This is a genomic window from Levilactobacillus wangkuiensis (genome assembly GCF_016861605.1).
Lineage (GTDB): Bacteria > Bacillota > Bacilli > Lactobacillales > Lactobacillaceae > Levilactobacillus > Levilactobacillus wangkuiensis.
Window position 1 is genome coordinate 17,111 of the sequence record NZ_BOLM01000011.1, and the last position, 20,869, is coordinate 37,979.

A 20,869-nucleotide genomic window follows, 5' to 3' on the forward strand; every position below is an offset into this window, starting at 1 on the left:
TTTTCTCAGTTAAGAATTAAGTAATGCAGATAACCTGCAGATACTTTGGAAATTTCAAGTCACCAAGTTTCCATTTTAAATCTGAAGACAACCATTATTTTCCATGTCTTCAGTATACCAACATCCCATCTAAATAAAACAAAAAGGCGAGGAGAGTCCCCCGCCTTACAACAAACTCAATTTAATTAACCCACGTCACGCAATAAACATGCTCAACAGGAACACGGCTAGTAAGCCGGTGACCACCGAAATGATCATGGAGCGCGTGCGGTAGGCAATGATGACGACGATGACCGCCGCAATCATTTCAGAAAAATGGTTAAAGATAATTTGATAAGTGGCACTGTCGATGAAGATGTCCTTCACGATCAGCGCGGTAAATAATGAAACCGGCACAAACTTCATCCACTCGTTGAACCATTCGGGAATGGCCCGCTTCGTGAACAACATTAAGGGAATGAAGCGCGGCACGAAGGCAACACAAAAGCCAAGAATGATCAACCAAAAGTGTTGCGTACTGTTCCACGTATTAACTGCATTCATATAGCGTCTCCTGTATCCTAATCAGCGTCCGATTCACTCTCCACCGTTGACTTCTTCGAGCCCGGACTGCGGAGTTTCCACAGCCAGTGGCTATCTGGCAAGCGTTTGCGCAACGTCGTCTCCAGGAAGAACCCAATCAATGAAGCAATAATCGTCGAAATAACCAGCCCTAACGTACTCTTGGTGAGCATCATGCAGAGCGCTGCCAGCACCCCAGAAAGCACACAAATGGCAATCGTCAAGCGGTTCTTGATCTGCATCACAATCATGTACAAGAACAACGCCGTTAGCGCAAAGTTCACGACTCCCAGGTCAATCTTCAGCGTGCTACCGATCAGACTCCCGATAACGTTGCTGACGGCCCAGAACAGCAAGGAATAGTGCTCCACCATCAGGGCTTCCTTACCCGTCCACTTTTTATCCGTGGCAAATTTTAAGTAGTTTATGGCGTAATTTTCATCGTTTAAAGAAATCGCAAACGCAAATAAAAAGCGATTGGATTGGCCTTTTAAGTAAGGCGATAAACTCGAACTCAGTAATGCATACCGTAATTCCAAAAAGAACAACATCAAAACAATTGAAAGTAGTGGGGAATTAATGGTCAACATCGTGGCAATTAAGAATTGTGCCCCACCAGAAAAGATCAATATCGAAACTAATCCAGTCAGTAAGGTATTGAACCCTGCCGCGTGTAGCAAAATCCCACAAGCCAGCCCAATCGGAATGTAACTCAAATTAAGGGGCATGGCTACCCGCAGTGTCGACCGCCATAAGGGTTCATTGGGGTCCGGCACCTGCTTGGGGTTTGGCCGTCGTTTATTCAAGAATGTTTGCCTCCGTCGAATACTCTGAGATATGAAGCAAGTTAATGGGTTTACATGATAAAACCACACGATGATATTTTAACATGTTTCACGTCATTTTCATATAACAGTTGTGATATTTAGCAAAGGTCAGCCCCGTTAACCCCTCGTTTGATTAGAGGTTTGTGAAAAAGTCCAGCGAATTTTCATCGTTTACTCGTCGGTTAAATGCTTGCCGTAGACTTCCAAATCGGCCGTGAAGCCCTGCATGTCGGCAATCGCTGGCAAATGGCCCCAGTGTTCATAACCGTGCTTCTCAAATAAATGACGACTGGCCTGGTTGTGGCCAAAGATCCGTGAAATAATCGTCGTCAGTCCCAGGCGTTTTCCGGCCCTCTCAGCCCATTCCACGGCTTGTCCACCTAAGTGGTGGCCCTGCGCCTCAGACGCCAAATACAGGGCAATTTCGGCCGTTTGCGCGTAGGCTACGCGATCACTGTAGGGTTCCAGCCCGACAAACCCGACAACTTGGCCATCCGCTTCGATGACCCACAACGGAAAGTGGTCCGCGGAGAACTCTTGAAACCATGGCTGACGCTGAGCAACCGTCATCGGCGTCAGGTCGGCGGTACTCCCCTTGGTGGCAATTGCCTGATTATAAATTTCGACCACCCGCGGCTGATCAGCGGTGGTGGCTAACCGAAACGTGACTGACATATCCATCCCTCATTTCTCTCAATAAAATCGATTATACGCAAAAAGCGCCGCAAAACCAGTGGTTTCACGACGCTTCCATTTTAAATTTTATGAATGTGAATTCGACTCTGGGTCTTCAACGGCCTGGAGTTTTTGATTATCATCCAGTTGTGACTTGCCCATGAGATGCTTCTTCTGCAGCCAAATCATCGTTGGCCAGAGCAGTGCTAAACCAATGATGGTAAAGAGTGCTAAGACCCATAAGGCTTGACCGACCATTCCCGACATCCCCGACGTAATGGCTTCACGGAATCCGAGGATTGAGTAAGTCATTGGCAAGAATGGGTGAACGACGTTGTAGAAGTGGTTGGTGACCTCCATTGGGAACGTCCCACCGGAACCACCAAGTTGCAACATCAGGAGAACCATGGCGATGAAACGACCAGGGTTGTCCAGTAACATCGACAGGAACATGACGATAAACATCGACGCTTCCGCGAAGAAGATGGAAATCAGAATCATTTGACCTGGGTGATCAACACTCAAGCCACCTAACATCATCAGGACGGGTTCGATCAGACCCATGGCGAGCCCTTCGGCGGCACCAATGGAAACCTTACTCAAGTACCAGCCAGTGGCACTCCCACCTTCGCGTGAAACCTTCCGAATTGGGAAGGCAAAGTTGAAGACCAGGGCCCCAACGTAGAGGGCAACGGATAACACGTAAGGTGCTAAGGCGTGACCATAGTTAGGCACGTAGCTGTAGCTCTCGTGCTTCAAATGCGTTGGTGCGGCAAACATGTCGGCCGTCTTGTTGGTCAACGGTTGCGCCTTGAGTTGATCAGCACCACTCTTCAGGGACTTGGCCAGCGTGCCATTCCCCTTCTTGAGCTTGTTGGCACCCTGCATCAGCTTGTTGCTGTTGTCGTCCAATTGTTGTGAGCCATCGGCCAGTTGGTTGACCCCGCTGGTTAAAGCAGGCACCTTGCTGTTCAAGGTGTTCAACCCAGAGGTCAATTGACCGGCACCGTTGGTCAGTTGGCTAGAAGCACTAGTCAGCTTGTTGCCAGCGGCGGTCAGCTTAGGCGTGTTGGCGTTGAGCTTGTTGCCGGCAGCCGTTAACTTGCCCGTATTGGCGTTCAACTGGTTCACACCAGCAGCGGCCGTCTTCAGCCCACCGTTCAATTGCGTAGCCCCAGCAGCAACCTTCTTGGACCCACTCTTCAGGGCAGGACCGTTCTTAGCTAACTTGGCCGTCCCATTCATGATCTGGGTGACCCCGTCGGTTAAGGTTGGCACTTGTTTATTAAGACTTGATAAACCATTACTTAAGGTAGTTGACCCGGCAAAGGCTTGATCAACACCAGAAGTATATTGGCCAAGGCCCGTATTAAGAGTGGAAGCACCTTGACTGACTTGTTGTGCACCATCCACCAGTTTTTGAAGCTCAGCAGAATTAGAAGACAATGACTGTAATGATGACAATCCCGTCTGCAATTTATCAAAATTAACATTTTCTGCTGCTAATACAACATTAGCCAATTCTGTCGTAGTTGCTGTATCAATACCACTTGTGCTCAGTTGTGTCAGAATACCATCCAGTGTCTTCTGAACATTAGCTGTAGCAGTGGTCACGGCTTGTGTAGCTGCATCTAAATCACTAATCTCGCTCGTCAAATTAGCTGAACGAGTCTGAGTAACTGCCTTGTTGCTCGTAGTGCCGTCCTCTTGAATACTCTTTAACTGGCCTTGCAGTGTTTCGGCTGCAGATTTAACTTTTTCGCTATCGTCGCTATTCGCAATAATGGTTTGTGCAGTTTTTTGTGCAGCCGCAGCGTCATTCTTAACGTCTGAATTAGCAGTCGCTTCATTTGTCGTAGTTGTTGAACCCTGGGCTGCACTACTCTTGAGGGCATCAGCTGCCTTCTTTTGTGCCTCTGTAGCAGCAGCTAGCTCTTGCTTGGCCTTTGCTAATTCTGTCAAGGATGGTGTTAATGCTGTCGCTGCTTGTTGAACCGCCTTATTGCTCTTCAATGGTGCAATGCTTTGAATCAGGCCTTGAACTTTTGTCAATTCTCCTGCAATCGAGTCACCATTATCATCTTTAGCAGTCAAACCGCTTAGTTGCGATTGCACGGACAGAACGCCCTGATAAACTTGATTAGCGCCACTGGTTAACTCACCCGCACCAGAGTTCAGTTTTTTAGAATTACCGCTAAGCTCTGATAAACCACTATTCAGTGACTTACCGCCGGTGTACAACTGAGAAACACCATCTGCTAACGGCCCAACACCCTTACCCAAAGTCTTCACCCCAGAGTTCAACGTGTAAACCCCATTAACGTAGGTGTAAGTCCCAGACTTTAAAGACTTGGCCCCGGAAGCTAATTGGGAAGTCCCGGCGGTCAACTTAGGCATCCCCGCACTCAGTTTGCTGACACCACCGGTAAATTGGTTAACCCCACTAGTGTATTGGCCAACCCCACTAGTATAGGTATTAACCCCACTAGCGAATTGTCCCACACCAGCCGTGTAGGTGCCTAAACCGGTCTGTAACGTCTTCGCCCCGGTCGATAATTTTTGAATCCCGGTAGCTAATGGCGTCACGGACGTCTTCATTTGTTGCAGGCCGTTGTTCAACGTGTGAACCCCGGTCGTGTAAGTGTTCAGGCCATCCGTCAAGGTAACCGTCCCGTTCTTCAACTGAGCGGACCCCTTGGCAGCCTTGTCCATCCCCTTACCAACGGCGAAGATTTGCTTAAAGGTAGCTTGGGCATAGGCCTTCGTCACCTTGGCACGAATTTCGCTGTCCAGCTTGGAGGACCCTACTTCACTCATAACCTGAGCGATGTAGTTGGCGGAACCGTTCGTCTTGTAGGTAAACGTCATCTTCTTCGGGTGCTTGTTCAGCGCCGTCGCAGCGTTTGCCGAAAAGTTCTTAGGGAACGTAATAACGGTATAGTATTTGTGGTGCTTCAGCCCGTCAGCCGCCGTCTTAGCGGAAACGAACTTCCATCCCAACTGCTTGTTCTTCTTCAAGTTGGTAATCGTTTGATCCCCAACGTTTAATTTTTGGCCTTGGTAAGTCACCGGCTTATCCTGGTTAACCACCGCAACGGGCAGTTCACCGGTTTCACCGTACGGGTCCCAAACCGATTTCAGAAAGAAGATACTGTAGAGGAATGGAATAAACATAATGGCCAACACGGAGATCAAAATCAACCGGTTGTGCCGAATGTAATTCCACTCGCCTTTAATCATGTTCACGAATGCCAACTCCCTTTTCCTCAAAATAATCTTAAAATTGCGCGTTCTCAGCTAATGTTAAACAGTATCTTCGCACATTAATACTTGACTTGTCAAAACAACAACACGCCATCAACAATCTAACGTAATCGCCACCAACAGTGTAAAATCAACGTTTAGCCAACTTTTTATAAAATAAAATAAATTTCAGACACCTTTAAGGTTGGTGCTTAACTACATAAAATATTATATCCCACGCGTCAACTAGGTACATTGATTTGAATCAAGCGGGCCGGGTCTGCGGCTGTCTCTGACTTCCAGGGGGCCCCGCTATGGCTCCTACCAGTTGAACAACTAGTCACACTTCAATCACACTAAAAAATCCCCAACCAGAGTAACCACTCCGATTGAAGATTTTAACTTACACATTTAATTGAAACCATTCACACAAACGACAACCGTCAGTTTGTTCTAAACCTGTGTCAGTCCCAGGGCCGGTGAAAATGGACCGAGCGTGGTCAGTCTTAGTGACCAGAGGCGGATCAAGGTGCCCGGCTGTGTCGATGGCCTTGGCTGGGGTATTCTCCCAGCCTAGCCCATGGGACAACCTTTGAGACCGCTCCCCAGGCTCAAAGTTGAGGTGGAAGCCCGCTCCTCAGGCTGGAACCGACCCCACAGCAGGGCACCTTGAATCCGCCATCGAATGTACTGCAAAAGGATAACCTAACCTACACCATTAAAAAATCCCCAACCAGAGTAACCACCCTGATTGAGGATTCTAACTTACACTTTTAAATGAAACCACCCAAACGACAATCGTTGGTTTGTTCTAAACCAGTGTTAGCCGCAGGGCTGGTGAAAATGGACTCAGCCGTGGGAATTCTCTTAGCGGCTTTGCCGCTTAGAGAATTGGTATCTTTAAGACTCGCTTCTCAGAGGCTTAAAGTAAGCCTGGAGACCGCTCTTCGGCTCCAGGTGTCCGCCCACAGCGTCCCGGTCCATTTTCACCAGTCCGGAGGCGCGGACAAGACACCAAGGTTTAGAACAATGCGACGATGGCGCGCCACATGCGGACGAAGACGTTCGCCTTCTCCACCGCTCCAGTAACCTTAACCGGCACGCGAGTCGTCTTGGTATTCCCCAAGAAGCCCAGTTGATCGCCCTTCAAGGAAATGTTGGCGGTCCCAACGACCGTGTTCTTGGCAACGGGTGCTTCCAAGGCCTTGTTCTTAACCAGCTTGCTCTTCAGCGTCGTGGTGGATTGGACATTGCTAGCGACTTGGTCGTTGCGAATCCACAGCTTCAGGCCCTGGGTCAACACGGTCTTAGCCGTCTTTTCCTTGGCATCGTTGGTCTTGACCGTCTTACTGCCAGTCACCTGGCTACCGGCCTTGACGTTAATCGTCTTGAAGTTGTTGTAAACGTAAGACATCATCTTCTGCGTTTGCTTGAAACGAGAAGGGTCGGTCTCGGACTTGTGGGCCGCGTGTAGCACGACGGTCACGATCCGGTTACCGTCATTATTGGCGGTCCCGGTAAAGTTGGCGCCGGCCGCGTCGGAGGTCCCGGTCTTCAAGCCGTCCACGTGAAGTTTTGCGTATGAGGCGGACAGGCCCTTCAACATCCAGTTCCAGTTTTCCATCTTGGTGGCGTCGTTGGTGCCCTTTTCAAACCACATCTTCTTAACGCTGGTGGTCTGCAGGACTTCTGGATACTTGTTTAACAGCGCGACGGCCAATTTAGCTTGGTCGGCAGCGGACCATTCGTTTTCGGCGGAACCGGCCTCGTTGTCGTAGCCCAGCTTACCGACTTGCTTGTTCGTCAGCCCACAAGCGTTGTAAATTTTGACATTTGTCATGCCCAATTTCTTGGCTTGGGCCCGCATCTTAGCCACGAAGGCGTGTGGTGACCCGGCAACCGCCGTCCCCAGGGCTTCGATGGCCCCGTTGGCGGAGTAAATCAGGGACGCTTGGTACAGCGCCTTGACCGTGTACTTGTGACCCGCGCGTAGCGGCACGTTGGACAGGTTGGTGTTTTGTGCGACCTTGGCCGTAGCTTTATTAATCGTGATTTTTTGGTCCCACTTCAGCTGACCGTTGTGGACCGCGTCGAGCACCAAATAGATGGACAACAGCTTGGTCATCGAGGCGACTGGCAAGGCTTGATCACTATTTTTATCATAGAGAATCTGTCCAGTCTTGGCATCGACGGCAATCCCGGCCTTGGCCTTCAGGTTGACCGTGGTGCTGGTACTGGTCGTGGCCGCCTGGGCCGTGACCGGCGCGCTAAGGGTACTGAGGCTTCCGGCAAACAGCGTCATTGCCGTTACCAAGCCCATAACAACTCGTTTTAAACGTTTCATCAATGAAAACTCCTCTATCTTATGTAGTTACCGGAAAAGTCCGGCAGCTTTAGTTGACCGCGCCCGCCGTTTTTAACCGCTGGGGAATGGCCAAGGGTTGATCATGTTTAACAGGTAAATGAATCACGAAACTGGTCAGGTCGTCGTCGGATTCGACGTAGATGTACCCGCCGTGCAGGGCCACGATGCTTTGCGCAATCGCCAGCCCCAACCCGGTCCCGCCAGTTTCCTTGGAACGGGATTCTTCCACACGGTAAAACCGTTCGAAAATGAGGGCCAGCGACTCCTTGGGAATCTTAGGACCATCGTTGGTCACGCGGACCTCCAACTCGTTGTCGCTGACGCGCTTGGCTAGCAGGTTGATTTCTTTCCCGCCATCGCCGTACTTCAGCGCGTTTGAGACCAGGTTGTTAAACACCCGGACCAACTTCTCGGGGTCGGCTTCCATCATTAAACTAGCCGGCTCGCTGGCCGCACCAATCGTCATGCCCTTCTTCTGGGCCTCCAACTCGAAGCTGGCGCCCAGCTGTTCTAGCATGGCGGCCAGGTCGATGGTCGTCAGGCTCAGCGGCGTGTCCGTCTGGCGGACCTTGGTGTACTCGAACAGGTCGTCCACCAGGGACTTCATCTGTTTCGATTTCAAAAAGGCCGTGTGCGTGTATTTCAAAACGTCTTCTTGACTGTGATACTGCTGGTCTTCGATCAAGCCCAGGTAGCCGATGATCGACGTCAACGGCGTCCGGATATCGTGGCTAACGTTGGTGATCAGTTCGTCCTTGGACTTCTCAATCGCCCGCTCCTCATCCATCGAGTGAATGACGGAATCGACCAGGGCATTGACAGAATCCACGACCCGCTGCACGTCGCCGCTGACCCGGAACGGAATCCGGTGGTCAAAATGGCCGTTGGCAATGTAATGCAGCTCCTCAATGATATGGTGCAGCTGCATTTGCCGGTAGCGCCGAATCAGCCGCCACCAGACGACCAAGGCGTCCGCGATGATCATGAAGCCAATGAAGACATTTTCCCAGCTCCACAGCTGAAAGTGATTCGGGCCAAAGACCACGGACCGTTTGATGATAAAAATCCCGTCCCGTAGTCCGGGGTTGCTCTGAATGGCTTGGCTGATCAGCACCAGCAGCGCCAGGTTCAGCATCAACAGCAGGATGACCGTGACGACGCCTTCCATGAACAGCGCGCTTTTCTCGCGAGTGGTTAGCTTCATGCTGCGGCCCCCCGCGGACGATTCTGTTGGACTTGTTCCCATTTGCCCATAACTTACTCCTTCTCCAATTGGTGAAACTTCTGTTTTAAATTAGATTGTGTTAGTGCAAAGTGCTCATGCTGGCCGCCTGCGGCTTCCAGGTACTACGCCTGCTGTGGGGCCGGTTCCCGCCTGTGGTGCGGGCTCCCACCTCGACTTTAAGCCCTGCGAAGTTCACGCAGGTCTCAAAGGTCGTCCCGTGCTGTAAGGCCGAGAAAAATCGCTCGGTCTAACACCACCGACACAGCCGTCTCCGTACCTGGCTTCCTCCGGCTCAGATGGTGTGCTCACGTGAAACTAGTTGCGGGCGGGTCCACCCATTGGCTTGGTGGACGGGTAACCGCAGCCGAGCGACACCACTGGAATGGCCACGTGGAAAGAAACCCACGCCAACCATACAGAGTGAAACCGCCAGCGAATGATGCCAGCAACGGCAACCACACAAACCCAAGTAGCTACCAGCTTGACTCACATGGCTTTCGCTGCCATTAAAAACCAGTATATGCCGAGAGGGCGGGAAAAATGGACTCAGCCGTGGGATTTATCACGCGCGTGCGCGTGATAAATGGTGACTTTGAGACTCGTTTCTCAGAGGCTCAAAGCAAGTCCCGAGACCGCTTCTCAGGCTCGGGGCGTCCTCCCCACAGCGTTCCGGTCCATTTTTTCCGCCCGGTAAGGCACTAGCACCAACTACATTATCTTTAACACAACAACCAAAGACTAGTGTGATTCAATCTTGTAGCCGACGCCCCAGACGGTCTGGATGACCTTTTCCCCGTTAGTCGCGTCTTCGATCTTATCACGCAAATGGCTCACGTGGACCATGACGGTCTTAGCGGAGACAATGCTTTCTTGCCGCCAAACGCGTTCGAAAATTTCGTCAGCGGAGAAGACTCGGTTGGGGTGGCTCGCTAACAGGTAGAGAATCCCGAACTCTAAGGCCGTCAGGGAAATCGTCTTGCCGGCAATCGTTTTGACTTCGTGAGAATCCTTGTTGATGGTCAACGTCCCAATGTCCAGAACGTCTGGCGCATCGTCAGTCACTTGGTCTTGGCTCCGCCGCAACAGTGACTTGACCCGTGCCATAACTTCTAGTGGGTTAAATGGCTTAGTGACATAATCATCGGCACCGGAAATCAATCCCTGAATCTTGTCCATGTCACCGGTCTTGGCTGACAGAATCAGAATGGGAATTTGGGAGTCTTTCCGAACTTCCTTCATGACTTCGATCCCGCTCATTTCAGGCATCATAATGTCCAAAATCATCAGGGCAATGTCCGGCGTGGTGTGTAATTTGGTCAGCGCTTCCTTACCGTTGTAGGCGGTCAGGGGTTCGTAACCTTCGTTTTTAATATAAATTTCGAGTAATTGCGCAATTTCTTTATCATCATCGACAACTAAAATTTTCATAATTGGGCTAATCTCCTTTAACAGCTAGGTAATAACACTAGCGGTCTTCCCCGTAGGTTTACGTCTATTCTAGCAAATAAACCGCGTGACGTGACCGGAAAACCCGAACCTTTAGTCGGGCGTAAGGCACTTTACCATTCCTTAATCTTACACTATTTGCGGGCGACTCGCCAACCCGGCGTTAAGCTCCGATTAAGTCCTAATCTTTGTGTTTGTCAGCGCCTCCGGGATGGTGAAAATGAGAGCGGCAAGTCGCCGGCGTTCCCGACGGCGGATTCAAGATGCCCTGCTGTGGGGAACGGCGCCAGCCTGAGGAGCGGTCTGGCGCCTCGCCTTTGAGCCCAAATTCGGTCTCAAAGGTCGTCCCGTGCTCTAAGCTGAGAAAAACGCTCAGCTAAGACCACCGACACAGCTGGTCACCTTGATCCGCCTCTGGTCACTCAGACTTGCTGCGCATTTTCTACCTACCCCGTCCGCTTCCACCACACATTGCTCGTACTTACTCCGTTTTTGACTTTGTTGTCTGCTCATCCCCGCCAAATTCAGCCAATACCTGTGCCATCGAAACGGTCGACTGGTCCTTGACATGGTAATGTTTGTACGCGGACTCAGCTATCAAGGCATCGTAGGTATCTTCAAGCTGGTCAAAGGAATACGTCAGAATCAGCGCCGACAACGATAACCCATAGAACTCAGCCATCTGCTGTAACCACATCTTTTCAGTAGCACTTACTCGAATAGAAATTGTTGCCATCCGACTCACCTCACTTGTCCTGAAGTATACGCCACCACACTGACAATCCCAGAATTGGCGCTCAAAAAAGGCTAACCAGAAATTTTCCGGTTAGCCTTCTGTTTATCTCATTTAAATTTACACAACCACACAGCCAAATCACCTGACTGCGACAACCCACAAACAAAACCGTTGCGGGTCAAACCAGTTGGAGCCGTGAGGGCGGTTTAAAATGAACTCAGTAACCACACGACCACCGTCCCCGACACGACCAAATCACATCAGCGCGTATCTACCAATCGGGCGCTAACCCGTTGGAACCGGAGGCTGACAGTCTCGAAAGCCTGTGTCGGTGGTGTTAGTCGGCGTTTTTCAGCCGGCTTACAGCACGGGACGACCTTTGAGATGCCGGTTTTTGGCGGCTTAAAGGCGAGTGTGGAGACCGCTTCCCAGGCTCCACACGTTCCCCACAGGCTGGAAGAGACTGTCAGCCGCAGGTGGAAACCTGTCAGCGCCTATTTGTAGTTAGGGGCTGCCTTGGTGATTTGGACGTCGTGGGGGTGAGACTCGATCAGGCCGGCGTTGGAAATCCGAACAAACTGCGCGTCATTGATCAAGTCTTGAATCGTGGCGCTCCCGGTGTAACCCATCCCGGAACGCAGGCCACCGACCATTTGGAAGATGATGTCGTTGACGCTACCCTTGTATTCCACGCGGGCTTCGATACCTTCTGGCACCAGCTTGTCGGCTTCGTTGACGCCACCTTGGAAGTAACGGTCGGCTGAGCCGTGGGACATGGCAGCCAAGCTCCCCATCCCCCGGTACGTTTTGTATTTCTTACCGTTGTCTTCGATGACTTCACCAGGGGCTTCGTCGGTCCCGGAGAACATGGAACCAAACATGACGGCGTTCCCACCGGCAGCGATAGCCTTCACGATGTCACCGGAGTACTTCATCCCACCATCGGCAATGATTGGCTTGCCAAATTCACGGGCTACCTGAGCGGCGTCATAAATGGCCGTCAATTGGGGCACACCGACACCGGCAACCACCCGCGTCGTGCAGATAGAACCGGGGCCGATACCCACTTTGACCACGTCAACGCCGGCTTCGAACAGCGCCCGGGTACCTTCACCCGTGGCAACGTTCCCCGCAATCAGCGTGGCGTCTGGCAATTGTTGGCGAATTTCAGCGACCTTGCGTAACACCCCAGCGGAATGACCGTGGGCGGTGTCGATGATGATAGCATCCGCGCCAGCTTTAAGTAAGGCGCTGGCCCGGTCAAACGTGTCGGACGTGACCCCAACGGCAGCGGCGACTAACAAATGGTTGTTCGCGTCGACCGCGGCCTTTGGGAATTGGCTAGCATCGTTTTCGATGGCCTTCACGTCAGCGACCATTTGGGCTTGGTCGTCGGCACTCATGTTTTTGTGGATGACCCCGAGGCCCCCGTTACGCGCCATGGCAGTGGCCATCTTGGTTTCAGTAACGGTGTCCATGGAGGCACTTAAAAACGGAACGTTCAGCTTGAGGTTCGGGGCTAATTGGACACTCAGATCGACTTCATTCGGTAAAACGTGGCTTTCAGCGGGTATTAACAAAACATCATCAAAAGTGAATCCTTCTTTAGCAAACTTCGTGTCCCAATTAGACATAGTTGATATCGCTCCTCTTAATTTTAGTCTCAGGCTCGGTTAGGAATCCTGGGAGATATTGTTTCTTAATTTACCAGTCTAGGCCATTCAGGTCAAGGCTTCTCATTGAACTATCATGGAGCAATTAACGGCAGTGATTAAATGGGTCAGGTGACGAACTACTTTAAATCGCATTTATCTAGCCGCCAAATTACCCATTCACTGACGCAGACGTCGCCAAGTTTTCCAGCCGAGCCAGCCCAGCAACGCCACCCACGCCAACGCAGAGAGCCACGCTGACACGCGTTGCAGCGGCGTCGCCACGTAGGCCACTCGAATGGTATTGCTTCCTTGCTTGACGTTGGCCAGCAGAATCGCCATTCGGTTCTGGCGCAACGGTTGCCGGTGGCCATTGACGGTCACCTGGTAGCCCGGATAGGCCAGATGTGGTAGCTTCAGGCGCCGGGCGCGACGACTCCAGAGACGGTAGGTAAATGAATCCGCCCCAACCTGGCGACTGGTCTGCCGTAGCGTGGCCTGCCCTTTCGTTGGGTTCATCACCACAATGGAATGCGCTTTTAGCGCCGGCATCGCGGGCAACGAGACCGGTTGGACGTAATCCGTGCTAGCCACGCCCGTTGCCACCGTGTGATAGCTTTCGGGCGTAATCGCATTGTTGTACGGATTTTGAAAGTAGTTAATAAAACTCGCAACATTTAGAATCATACCCAACGCAACCATGGCTGCCAGCAAGATTCTCCGAACGCGGCGGGTATTTCGTGGTAAGACCAGCACTAGCGCCCGGGTCCCCACTAAGGCAATCAGAAAACTGGCAATCGCCAGGAAGCGCCAAGGAAATTGAATCGTCCCCAGCACACCCTGAAATAACGACCACGGGAACCAGGTCGTCGCGAGCCACACGAAGACGACTGCTAACCCAACCAGGTAGCGCTCAACGCCGTTAAATTTCCAGCAGACGCCGAGCGTCAGGAGTAAGAGCATCAGCATCAGCCAACCCAGGTTGATTTGATTCGACCCCATCTGGTTGACCGCCGAGTTGACCAGAAACGGCCATGGCTGCACCGCACTGCTGGCCAGTTGAAATTGCATGATGCCGAGGCCCTTCATGTGATGGAGCTGTTCCATCAGTGGCGCTAGGAAGGTCAGATCCAGTAAGCCGGTCGTGACCACCGCTAGGAACAGGGCGCCCAGTCGTTGCTTGAGTCCCGTTCGTTTCAGGAAAAAGAGTCCCAGCGTCAACAGGACCAAGACGGACGCCAAAATCAGCGAGACCACGTGGGTCAGGCCAATCAGCGCCATCCCCAGCGTGAGCCAGTACCACTGATGAACGTCGCCGATGGCAATGCTATAGGCCCCGTAAAAGACCAGCGGGAGAAACGCAAAGACGATACCCTCGGCCAAGGCGCCCCGCACGAAGAAGTCCAAAACCCGGTACTGCGAGAAGCTGTAGAGCACCGCCAGCAGTAGGCCCTGGTAGTAGCTGCCCAGTACCCGTTGCCCCACGAATCGGGTCGTGTACAGGGTGAGTAGCGTAATCAGAAACAGGAACATCGCGTACGCGTGCACCCCGCCGACCCAGACCTGGAGAACGGCCATGGGCAGTAGCGTGTACGCCGGGTAAAACAGATTGATTGGGTAGCCCCACCCCTGAAAGGTGGTCGTGGCGATGTGGCCCAGACCCCAGTGACCAGAAATCAACTGTTGGTACAGGCCTTGAACCCGGTTTAGGTGAAAGCTCAGGTCATCCCCGAGATAAATCTTCCCCTGTGCCGCCCACAAAAAGAGCCAGAACAGGCTCAGACAGCTAAACAGGCCCAACTCTAACAGCCAGCGGTACCGTCGCAGCCAATCCGACCGGGACGGCCCGTTTGTCGTGTCACTCGTTGACATGTTGGCTTACCCCTTTCGTTCAAACAGCCAGTACTTCACGTCGACCTGTTCAAAGACCTGGCGATGCACCTTGACCAGCCGGTAATGCCGGTAGAGCGACTTCGCCAGCTTGGACGTGCCGGGGTTCAGATTCCCGCTGGAAATGCGGCCGGGAATTTCTTTATTCCCTGCCCATTCGCGCACGGATTGCTTGGTCGGCGTGTTCAAGACGACCCACTGGACCTGGTGGCGCTGAATCACGCGTCGTTGGGCCCGCAGAATCTGGGGAGCCGCCTTCTCTGGGATATTATAATTTTGAAAATAATAGGTGGTCGGCACGGCATCGGCCGCCGTGTAGAAGCCCATGTCGATCGACCCGTAATTTAACAGCGTTGGGTGTGCAGACTGCTGGCGCATGATGTTGCCAAACTCCACCTGCGCGGGCTGTTGCGGCTTGCGCGTGCTACGTTTGGTAATCGCCGCATTGTTCGGAAATAGCCGCGAGACCGTCACGTTGTCATTCACCCCGAGCACCAGGAAAAAGCTGAGCACCAGGGTACTTAAAATGATAAACGGATCATCCACGGACGGAAGCCGGACCCAGTTGAAAAATAGATTCAGGAAATAAATGAACGGCACCACGAAGAAGGCAAAGTACACCAGCTGATAGTACTGGTAGAGCGAACCCGTCTGGTAGCCGTAAAGCGCCAGCAGGTCGGTCCCCAGGAACACCAGCAGGTACAGTACCCGCGTCAGCCGGCGTGTCAGAATCGTCCGTTGGAACAGAATCAGCAGCGTGCCACCGACCCCCAACAGGAAGAAAAAGACGTCGCTCAGGTAGAAATTGGCCACCAAGATGGTCGACTGAATCAAGTTGGAAAAGAATGACACGGACGAGGTCATATAAACTTTGGTATTAAATAAAATATAGACATTAATAAAAGAACCCAATGACCCGGTCGCCAGGAAGTAGATCAACCAGGGCACCGTCGCCAGCAGGAAGCCCGCCCCACTCCAAAGGACGAGTTGGCCCAGTAACCGCCACTGCTTTTTGACCAATAAGTAGCCGCCATAGGCCAGGTAAAAGGCGATCCACGCCCCCAGCAGGGTGTATTTGGCCAGGAAGACGATCCCGACAAATAACCCCTGCGCGAAGAACCACCACGGACTGACCGTTAGCTGGTGCTGGTCGAGCAGAAAAATCAGGTAGATCAGCGACAGCAATAACGGTAGCGTAAAGAACTCCACCGTGTCCCCGTAATTGTAGTAGGGATGGTAGAGAAACAGCATCGGTGAGAGCATCGCCACCAGAAAGGCCGGTAGCTCGGCTAATTTCATGACCCGGGCAATCTTAAACGTTAAGATCATGGCCGCCACCAGCACGCCAATTTCCACCACGAAAATCAGGATGAAGCTACGGTGACTGACCAAGTAGGCCAACCCATGTAAGAGGTACACGTAGGGCCCCTTCTGTTCAAAGATGTCCTTGTACGGCGTAATCCCGTGCATCATGGCCTTGCCGACCGTGAAGAAGGCGTTGTTATCCGGCGAGGTGTCGAAGTAATACGCTGGTGAGGTGTAGGAACAAAACGCCATCATAAAAATCCCAATGAACGCGAGTAAGATGAAATACTGAGTTTCGTGGCGCTGCATTTTTTCCTTGATTCGTAAGTACACGGACCCGACTCCTTTTCCTAAAAAATGAGAAAAGAAAAGACGTGGTTCTGCCACGTCTCCTCAATGCTTGTTTTAAAAAGCTTTACTTCTTGATGGTAACCTTAACAGTGTAAGCTTTGTAGCCCTTCTTGGTAACAGTCATGGTGAACTTCTTACCCTTGTTAAGCTTCTTAGCTTGCTTCTTGGTCAACTTCAAGGTCTTCTTGCCGCTCTTCTTAACGGAGAACTTCTTAACGGATTGCTTCTTGCTGTTCTTCAAAGCAATGCTTGAACCCTTGGTAGCCTTCTTGATGTAAACTTTACGAGCATTCTTCTTGTACTTCTTGCTCAGTTTGATGCGCTTTGACTTCTTGACAGTCTTCTTAGTTGCTTTCTTAGCAACCTTCTTGGAACTGCTTGAAGCAACGACACTAGAAACACCACTACCGCTACCACTAGTAACTGCGGCATTGTTGCCGGCAGCGTTAGCAGTCGTAGCAATGACACCAGCAAACGTTAATGCGGCTAACAAACTAAGAACGTAACCAAATACTTTCTTCATGAAAAATTCCTCCCAGATATGTAATTCTAATAAAACCATAAACCGATTTTACTACTAAACAATCGTAGTTCTTTCGAATGATTCCGTCAAGGGGCATTTTCAATTATCTTGGCAATTAATGTAAGCCTAGATAATTAAATCTAAAAATGGGTAACTGCCCGTTGAAGACAGCTACCCATTGGTTACGGATTTATTTAGAAAATTAAGCCTTGATCGTGTACTTGATGGTGTAAGGCTTGTAGCCCTTCTGCGTCACCGTGACCGTGAAGTAATGTTTGTTCTTCTTGGTGCGGTTCAGCTTCTTGGCTTGCTTCTTGCTCAACTTGATGCTGAGCTTACCAGACTTCTTCACCTTAAGGGTCTTAACCACTTGGCCCTTGCTGTTCTTCAAAACGACCTTGCTACCCTTAACGGCCTTCTTGAACTGAACGCGGCGGGAATTCTTGGCGTAGTGTGTGCGACCACGCATCTTCTTCGCCTTGGCAACGGTCTTCTTGGCAGACTTTTTAGTGGTCTTCTTGACCGTCTTGGTCGTCTTCGTGGCCGGCTTAGAACTGCTGGTGGCAGCTACTTGGCTGGAACTTGAAACAGCCGTACTAGTTGCGCTTGATACGGGCGTCGTGTTGCCGGTGTTAACAGTCGTACCAGTCGCCGGCTTACTGGTACTTGATATTTCAGCATCCGGTTCGCTGGCACTTGATGTTTCAGCGGCTGGTTCGCTGACACTTGATGTTTCAGTAGCCGGTTCGCTGACACTTGATGTTTCAGTAGCCGGTTCGCTGGCACTTGATGTTTCAGCAGCTGGTTCGCTGGCACTTGATGTTTCAGTAGCTGGTTCGCTGACACTCGATGTCTCAGAGCTTGATGTCTCAGCACTCGGCGTACTGCCCGTAGCATCTCCGTTTGCAGCATTTGCAGACGTTGCCAGTACCCCACCAAAGGTCAAAGTGGCAACCAAAGCTAAAACGTATCCATAAATTTTCTTCATGAAATTCCTCCTAAAATATGTAAATTTCAATCAAGCCATCTGTGGTGTTGATTACGCCTCCACCCTAGTTCCAATTTATGAAAACATCAAGGCAACACTTTTCATGATATGGCCCTTAGCTGAAAATGAATTTATACATAAAAAGGAAGAAACATTCGTTATATTAGAATGTTTCCCCTAACAAATATATTCATAAATTGAATATTTCTAGTTACTTCAAGTAAGCAAATATTTCAAAGAAAGTGTGAATCGGTGAACCACTTACCACCGCCCACCAAACCAATGAAAGTAAGAGCGCAATCTGAGTGACCAGAGGCGGGCCAAGGTTCCCAGCTGTGTCGATGGTCTTAGCTGAGCGATTTTTCTCAGCTTAGAGCATGGGGCAACCTTTGAGACCGCTTCTCAGACTCAAAGTTGAGGTGAAAGCCCGCCTCTCAGGCTGAAACCGACCCCACAGCAGGGAACCTTGAGCCCGCCGCCGGGAACGGAAAGATTTAGCCAACCTTACTTTCCAAAACGTGTTCCCCAAGGCAGCTGGTTCCGCTTAACCCCACTAAGCAAACGACCCAGGTTCGGGGTCATTCACTTAGTGACGTTAATGCTCGCCAGCTAACCGCCTTGACTCACACTCTTATTTTCGTTCAAACAACCAATAAGTCACGCTCACCCCTTCAAACACCTGCGTATGCTTGCCCACCGGCAGGTAATTGCGGTACAGCGTCTTGGCCAATTTGCTAGTGCCCGGGTTCAGGTTGCCGCTGGTAATGCGGCCGCCACCGCCCTGCCACTCGCGGACCGTTTTGCCGGCTGGCGTGTTGAGGACGACCCATTCGACCTTGTGCTGGCGAATCTGATCGACCTGTGAGCGTAGAATCTGGGGCGCCGCGCTCTGGGCAATATTGTAGTTCTGGAAGTAATACGTCGACGGTACCGCCCCAGAGGCCGTGTAAAAGCCCATGTCGATCGACCCGTAATTTAGCAGCGTCAGAGGCAGGCCACTCTGCCGCATGTAGTTGCCGAAGTCCACCTGGGCCGGCTGTTGCGGCACGCTGGTCGTCTCCTCGGTGACCGACGCGTTGTTGGGAAAGACCTTCGAGTTGGTCACGTTGTTATTGACGCCGAGCACCAGGAACCAGCCAATCACCAGCGTCGCCAGGATGGCAAAGCTGTCATCCCCATTTGGCAGGCTCAGGTGACGGAACAGTAGCTGGCAGAAGACCGCGAACGGCAGCACAAAGCTCGCGAAATAAATCAATTCATAATACTGGTACACCGCCCCGGCCTGGTAGCCGTACAGGGCAAACATATCGCTGCCCAGCGTCGCCACCAGGTAGAGTCCCCGGGTGAAGTTGCTGTGGAAGACGCCACGTTCAAAGGTGACCACCAGCGTCCCCACGACTCCCAGCAGGAAGAACAGCACGTTGCTCAGGTAAAATTGGGACACCAGCGCCATCGACTGGATCAGGTTAGCGAAAAAGGCCACCGACGAGGTCAGGTACACCTTGGTATTGAACAGAATGTAGACGTTGATGAAGGCGCCCAGGCTCTTGGTCGCCAGGAAATAAACCAGCCACGGTACCGTCGTCAGTAGGAACCCCGCCGCACTCCAGCCAATCAGTTGGCCCAGCGCCCGCCATTGGCGTTTGACCAGCCGGGTGACCAGCATCACCAGGTAAAAGACGATCCAAGCGCCCAGCAGCGTGTGCTTGGACAGGAAGACCACGCCGACCAGCGCACCCTGCGCGAAGTACCACCAGTGACTAACGGTCAGGTCGTGACGGTCCAGCAACAGAATCAGGTAAATCAATGAAAGCAGAAACGGTAGCGTGAAGAACTCCACGGTGTCGCCGTAATCGTAGTACGGGTGGTACAGGAACAGGACCGGCGATAGCAAGGCCGTCAATAGTGCCGGTAGCTCGTGGGCGTCCAGCAACTTGGCGATGCGGTAGACCAGGTACATCGCGGCCACCAACGTCGCAATTTCATACACGAAGATCAACGCGAAACTGCGATGGCTCACCAGGTAGGCTAACCCGTGGAGGAAATAAACGTACGGCCCCTTTTGCTCAAAAATGTCCTTGTAGGGCACGATGCCGTGCATCATGGCCTTGCCGACCGTGAAGAAGGCGTTGTTGTCCGGCGACACGTCGAAATAGTAAGCCGGGGAGGTGTACGAACAGAAGGTCATGATGAAAGCCCCGACAATGGTAAACAAGCCAAATACTTGGGCGCTGCGCTTATGCAGCATTAATCTAATGCGTTCCATAATGGTTGCCCCTCCCCATTAGTTCGCTTAACAATCAATCTGACGCCATAAGAAAAGACGCGGTCACCCGCGCCTTTTCACTAGCAAGCTAGTAAATCTTAACCTTGACTTCGAAAGCTTTGTAACCCTTGGCCTTAACCTTGATCAAAAAGCTCTTTTCACCCTTAGCTAACTTCTTAGCTTCCTTCTTGGTCAAGCGAATGTCAAATTTGCCGTTCTTCTTGACCGTGCACTTCTTAACTAATTTGCCCTTGCGAGTCAGCAGTTCAATCTTTTCACCCTTGCGACCCTTTTCCAGGTAGAGAATCCGGGCATCCTTGCGGTAGTGCTTGCGGAGCTTAACGCGCTTGGACTTGGCTAAAACTTTGGCCTTAGCTGGTTTTTGCAATGGCTTCTGAGATTCTGAAATTGCGGAGGAGCTGTTGGCGGCTGAACTGCTTGCGGCGGATTCGCTGCTGGCGACTGCACTAGAGCTGTCGGACGCAATGATTGCGCTGCTTGAGCCCGCACCGGCACCGGTATCTGTGCCGCCCCGTGGCACGACTAATCCGCTTGTCGCGGCATCGCTACCTGAACTCCCACTCGCAGCATCCGCACTACTCCCGTCAGCGTTTGCGGTCGTGGCAATCGCCCCGGCAAAAGTCAGCGCCGCAACCAAACCTAAAACATACCCAAAGATTTTCTTCATAAGAAATCCTCCCCGAGATGATGACATATTTTTCGTCGAACTACTCTCTAGCTCGATTACTTGTGAGCATCATAGTGCCATCGAAAGAAAGGGTCAAGCATCCGTCTTTCAGGTTTCACTAGGAAAAT

General features: G+C 51.6%; 15 protein-coding genes. All 15 read right to left on the bottom strand.

Annotation, left to right across the window (positions count from 1 at the left end; genetic code table 11):
• Positions 1-195: 195 nt before the first annotated feature.
• The 15 genes from JUF13_RS09040 to JUF13_RS09110 all read right to left on the bottom strand — a co-directional run bounded on the left by JUF13_RS09040 (position 196) and on the right by JUF13_RS09110 (position 20,741).
• Entirely contained in the window at positions 196-543 is a 348-nt protein-coding gene (locus JUF13_RS09040) for an AzlD domain-containing protein (protein ID WP_125763811.1), read from the bottom strand.
• A gap of 17 nt (positions 544-560) precedes the next feature.
• Positions 561-1,367, bottom strand: coding sequence for an AzlC family ABC transporter permease (locus JUF13_RS09045; protein ID WP_125763813.1), 807 nt, complete (start codon positions 1,365-1,367; stop codon positions 561-563).
• A gap of 192 nt (positions 1,368-1,559) precedes the next feature.
• The gene (locus tag JUF13_RS09050) at positions 1,560-2,063 is read right to left on the bottom strand and encodes a GNAT family N-acetyltransferase (RefSeq protein WP_203639317.1); all 504 of its coding nucleotides are present in this window, start codon (positions 2,061-2,063) and stop codon (positions 1,560-1,562) included.
• 87 nt (positions 2,064-2,150) lie between these two features.
• On the bottom strand, positions 2,151-5,303 hold the full coding sequence (locus JUF13_RS09055) for a YhgE/Pip domain-containing protein (protein WP_225893607.1): 3,153 nt from the start codon (positions 5,301-5,303) through the stop codon (positions 2,151-2,153).
• A gap of 1,024 nt (positions 5,304-6,327) precedes the next feature.
• Complete coding sequence (locus tag JUF13_RS09060; protein WP_203639320.1) at positions 6,328-7,650, bottom strand: D-alanyl-D-alanine carboxypeptidase family protein; 1,323 nt, start codon at positions 7,648-7,650, stop codon at positions 6,328-6,330.
• Between the two features lie 49 nt (positions 7,651-7,699).
• Positions 7,700-8,875: a sensor histidine kinase gene (locus JUF13_RS09065; protein WP_203639321.1), complete on the bottom strand. Its 1,176-nt coding sequence runs from the start codon at positions 8,873-8,875 to the stop codon at positions 7,700-7,702.
• A 759-nt stretch (positions 8,876-9,634) separates the two neighbouring features.
• Entirely contained in the window at positions 9,635-10,324 is a 690-nt protein-coding gene (gene croR / locus JUF13_RS09070; protein WP_125763821.1) for a response regulator transcription factor CroR, read from the bottom strand.
• 499 nt (positions 10,325-10,823) lie between these two features.
• The gene (gene relB, locus JUF13_RS09075; RefSeq protein WP_203639322.1) at positions 10,824-11,078 is read right to left on the bottom strand and encodes a type II toxin-antitoxin system RelB family antitoxin; all 255 of its coding nucleotides are present in this window, start codon (positions 11,076-11,078) and stop codon (positions 10,824-10,826) included.
• Between the two features lie 494 nt (positions 11,079-11,572).
• Positions 11,573-12,712, bottom strand: a complete 1,140-nt coding sequence (gene guaB / locus JUF13_RS09080) for an IMP dehydrogenase (protein ID WP_125763826.1) — start codon at positions 12,710-12,712, stop codon at positions 11,573-11,575.
• Between the two features lie 198 nt (positions 12,713-12,910).
• Entirely contained in the window at positions 12,911-14,602 is a 1,692-nt protein-coding gene (locus JUF13_RS09085) for a putative glycosyltransferase family protein (protein WP_203639323.1), read from the bottom strand.
• A gap of 6 nt (positions 14,603-14,608) precedes the next feature.
• On the bottom strand, positions 14,609-16,258 hold the full coding sequence (locus JUF13_RS09090) for a glycosyltransferase family protein (RefSeq protein ID WP_203639324.1): 1,650 nt from the start codon (positions 16,256-16,258) through the stop codon (positions 14,609-14,611).
• Between the two features lie 82 nt (positions 16,259-16,340).
• The gene (locus JUF13_RS09095) at positions 16,341-16,799 is read right to left on the bottom strand and encodes a hypothetical protein (RefSeq protein WP_203639325.1); all 459 of its coding nucleotides are present in this window, start codon (positions 16,797-16,799) and stop codon (positions 16,341-16,343) included.
• A gap of 202 nt (positions 16,800-17,001) precedes the next feature.
• The gene (locus JUF13_RS09100; RefSeq protein ID WP_203639326.1) at positions 17,002-17,787 is read right to left on the bottom strand and encodes a hypothetical protein; all 786 of its coding nucleotides are present in this window, start codon (positions 17,785-17,787) and stop codon (positions 17,002-17,004) included.
• A 631-nt stretch (positions 17,788-18,418) separates the two neighbouring features.
• Positions 18,419-20,053 carry a glycosyltransferase family protein gene (locus JUF13_RS09105; protein WP_236002691.1) on the bottom strand — a complete coding sequence of 545 codons (1,635 nt, stop codon included), beginning with the start codon at positions 20,051-20,053 and terminating at the stop codon, positions 18,419-18,421.
• 88 nt (positions 20,054-20,141) lie between these two features.
• A complete protein-coding gene (locus JUF13_RS09110; RefSeq protein WP_203639328.1) occupies positions 20,142-20,741 on the bottom strand; it encodes a hypothetical protein in 600 nt (199 codons plus the stop codon).
• Positions 20,742-20,869: the final 128 nt, after the last annotated feature.

Excerpts from the sequence above, each read along its gene's own strand:
- JUF13_RS09040 (WP_125763811.1), bottom strand. The coding sequence starts at position 543 with ATGAATGCAGTTAATACGTGGAACAGTACGCAACACTTTTGGTTGATC.
- JUF13_RS09050 (WP_203639317.1), bottom strand. The coding sequence starts at position 2,063 with ATGTCAGTCACGTTTCGGTTAGCCACCACCGCTGATCAGCCGCGGGTG.
- JUF13_RS09055 (WP_225893607.1), bottom strand. The coding sequence starts at position 5,303 with ATGATTAAAGGCGAGTGGAATTACATTCGGCACAACCGGTTGATTTTG.
- JUF13_RS09060 (WP_203639320.1), bottom strand. The coding sequence starts at position 7,650 with ATGAAACGTTTAAAACGAGTTGTTATGGGCTTGGTAACGGCAATGACG.
- JUF13_RS09065 (WP_203639321.1), bottom strand. The coding sequence starts at position 8,875 with ATGAAGCTAACCACTCGCGAGAAAAGCGCGCTGTTCATGGAAGGCGTC.
- croR (WP_125763821.1), bottom strand. The coding sequence starts at position 10,324 with ATGAAAATTTTAGTTGTCGATGATGATAAAGAAATTGCGCAATTACTC.
- relB (WP_203639322.1), bottom strand. The coding sequence starts at position 11,078 with ATGGCAACAATTTCTATTCGAGTAAGTGCTACTGAAAAGATGTGGTTA.
- guaB (WP_125763826.1), bottom strand. The coding sequence starts at position 12,712 with ATGTCTAATTGGGACACGAAGTTTGCTAAAGAAGGATTCACTTTTGAT.
- JUF13_RS09085 (WP_203639323.1), bottom strand. The coding sequence starts at position 14,602 with ATGTCAACGAGTGACACGACAAACGGGCCGTCCCGGTCGGATTGGCTG.
- JUF13_RS09095 (WP_203639325.1), bottom strand. The coding sequence starts at position 16,799 with ATGAAGAAAGTATTTGGTTACGTTCTTAGTTTGTTAGCCGCATTAACG.
- JUF13_RS09100 (WP_203639326.1), bottom strand. The coding sequence starts at position 17,787 with ATGAAGAAAATTTATGGATACGTTTTAGCTTTGGTTGCCACTTTGACC.
- JUF13_RS09105 (WP_236002691.1), bottom strand. The coding sequence starts at position 20,053 with ATGGAACGCATTAGATTAATGCTGCATAAGCGCAGCGCCCAAGTATTT.
- JUF13_RS09110 (WP_203639328.1), bottom strand. The coding sequence starts at position 20,741 with ATGAAGAAAATCTTTGGGTATGTTTTAGGTTTGGTTGCGGCGCTGACT.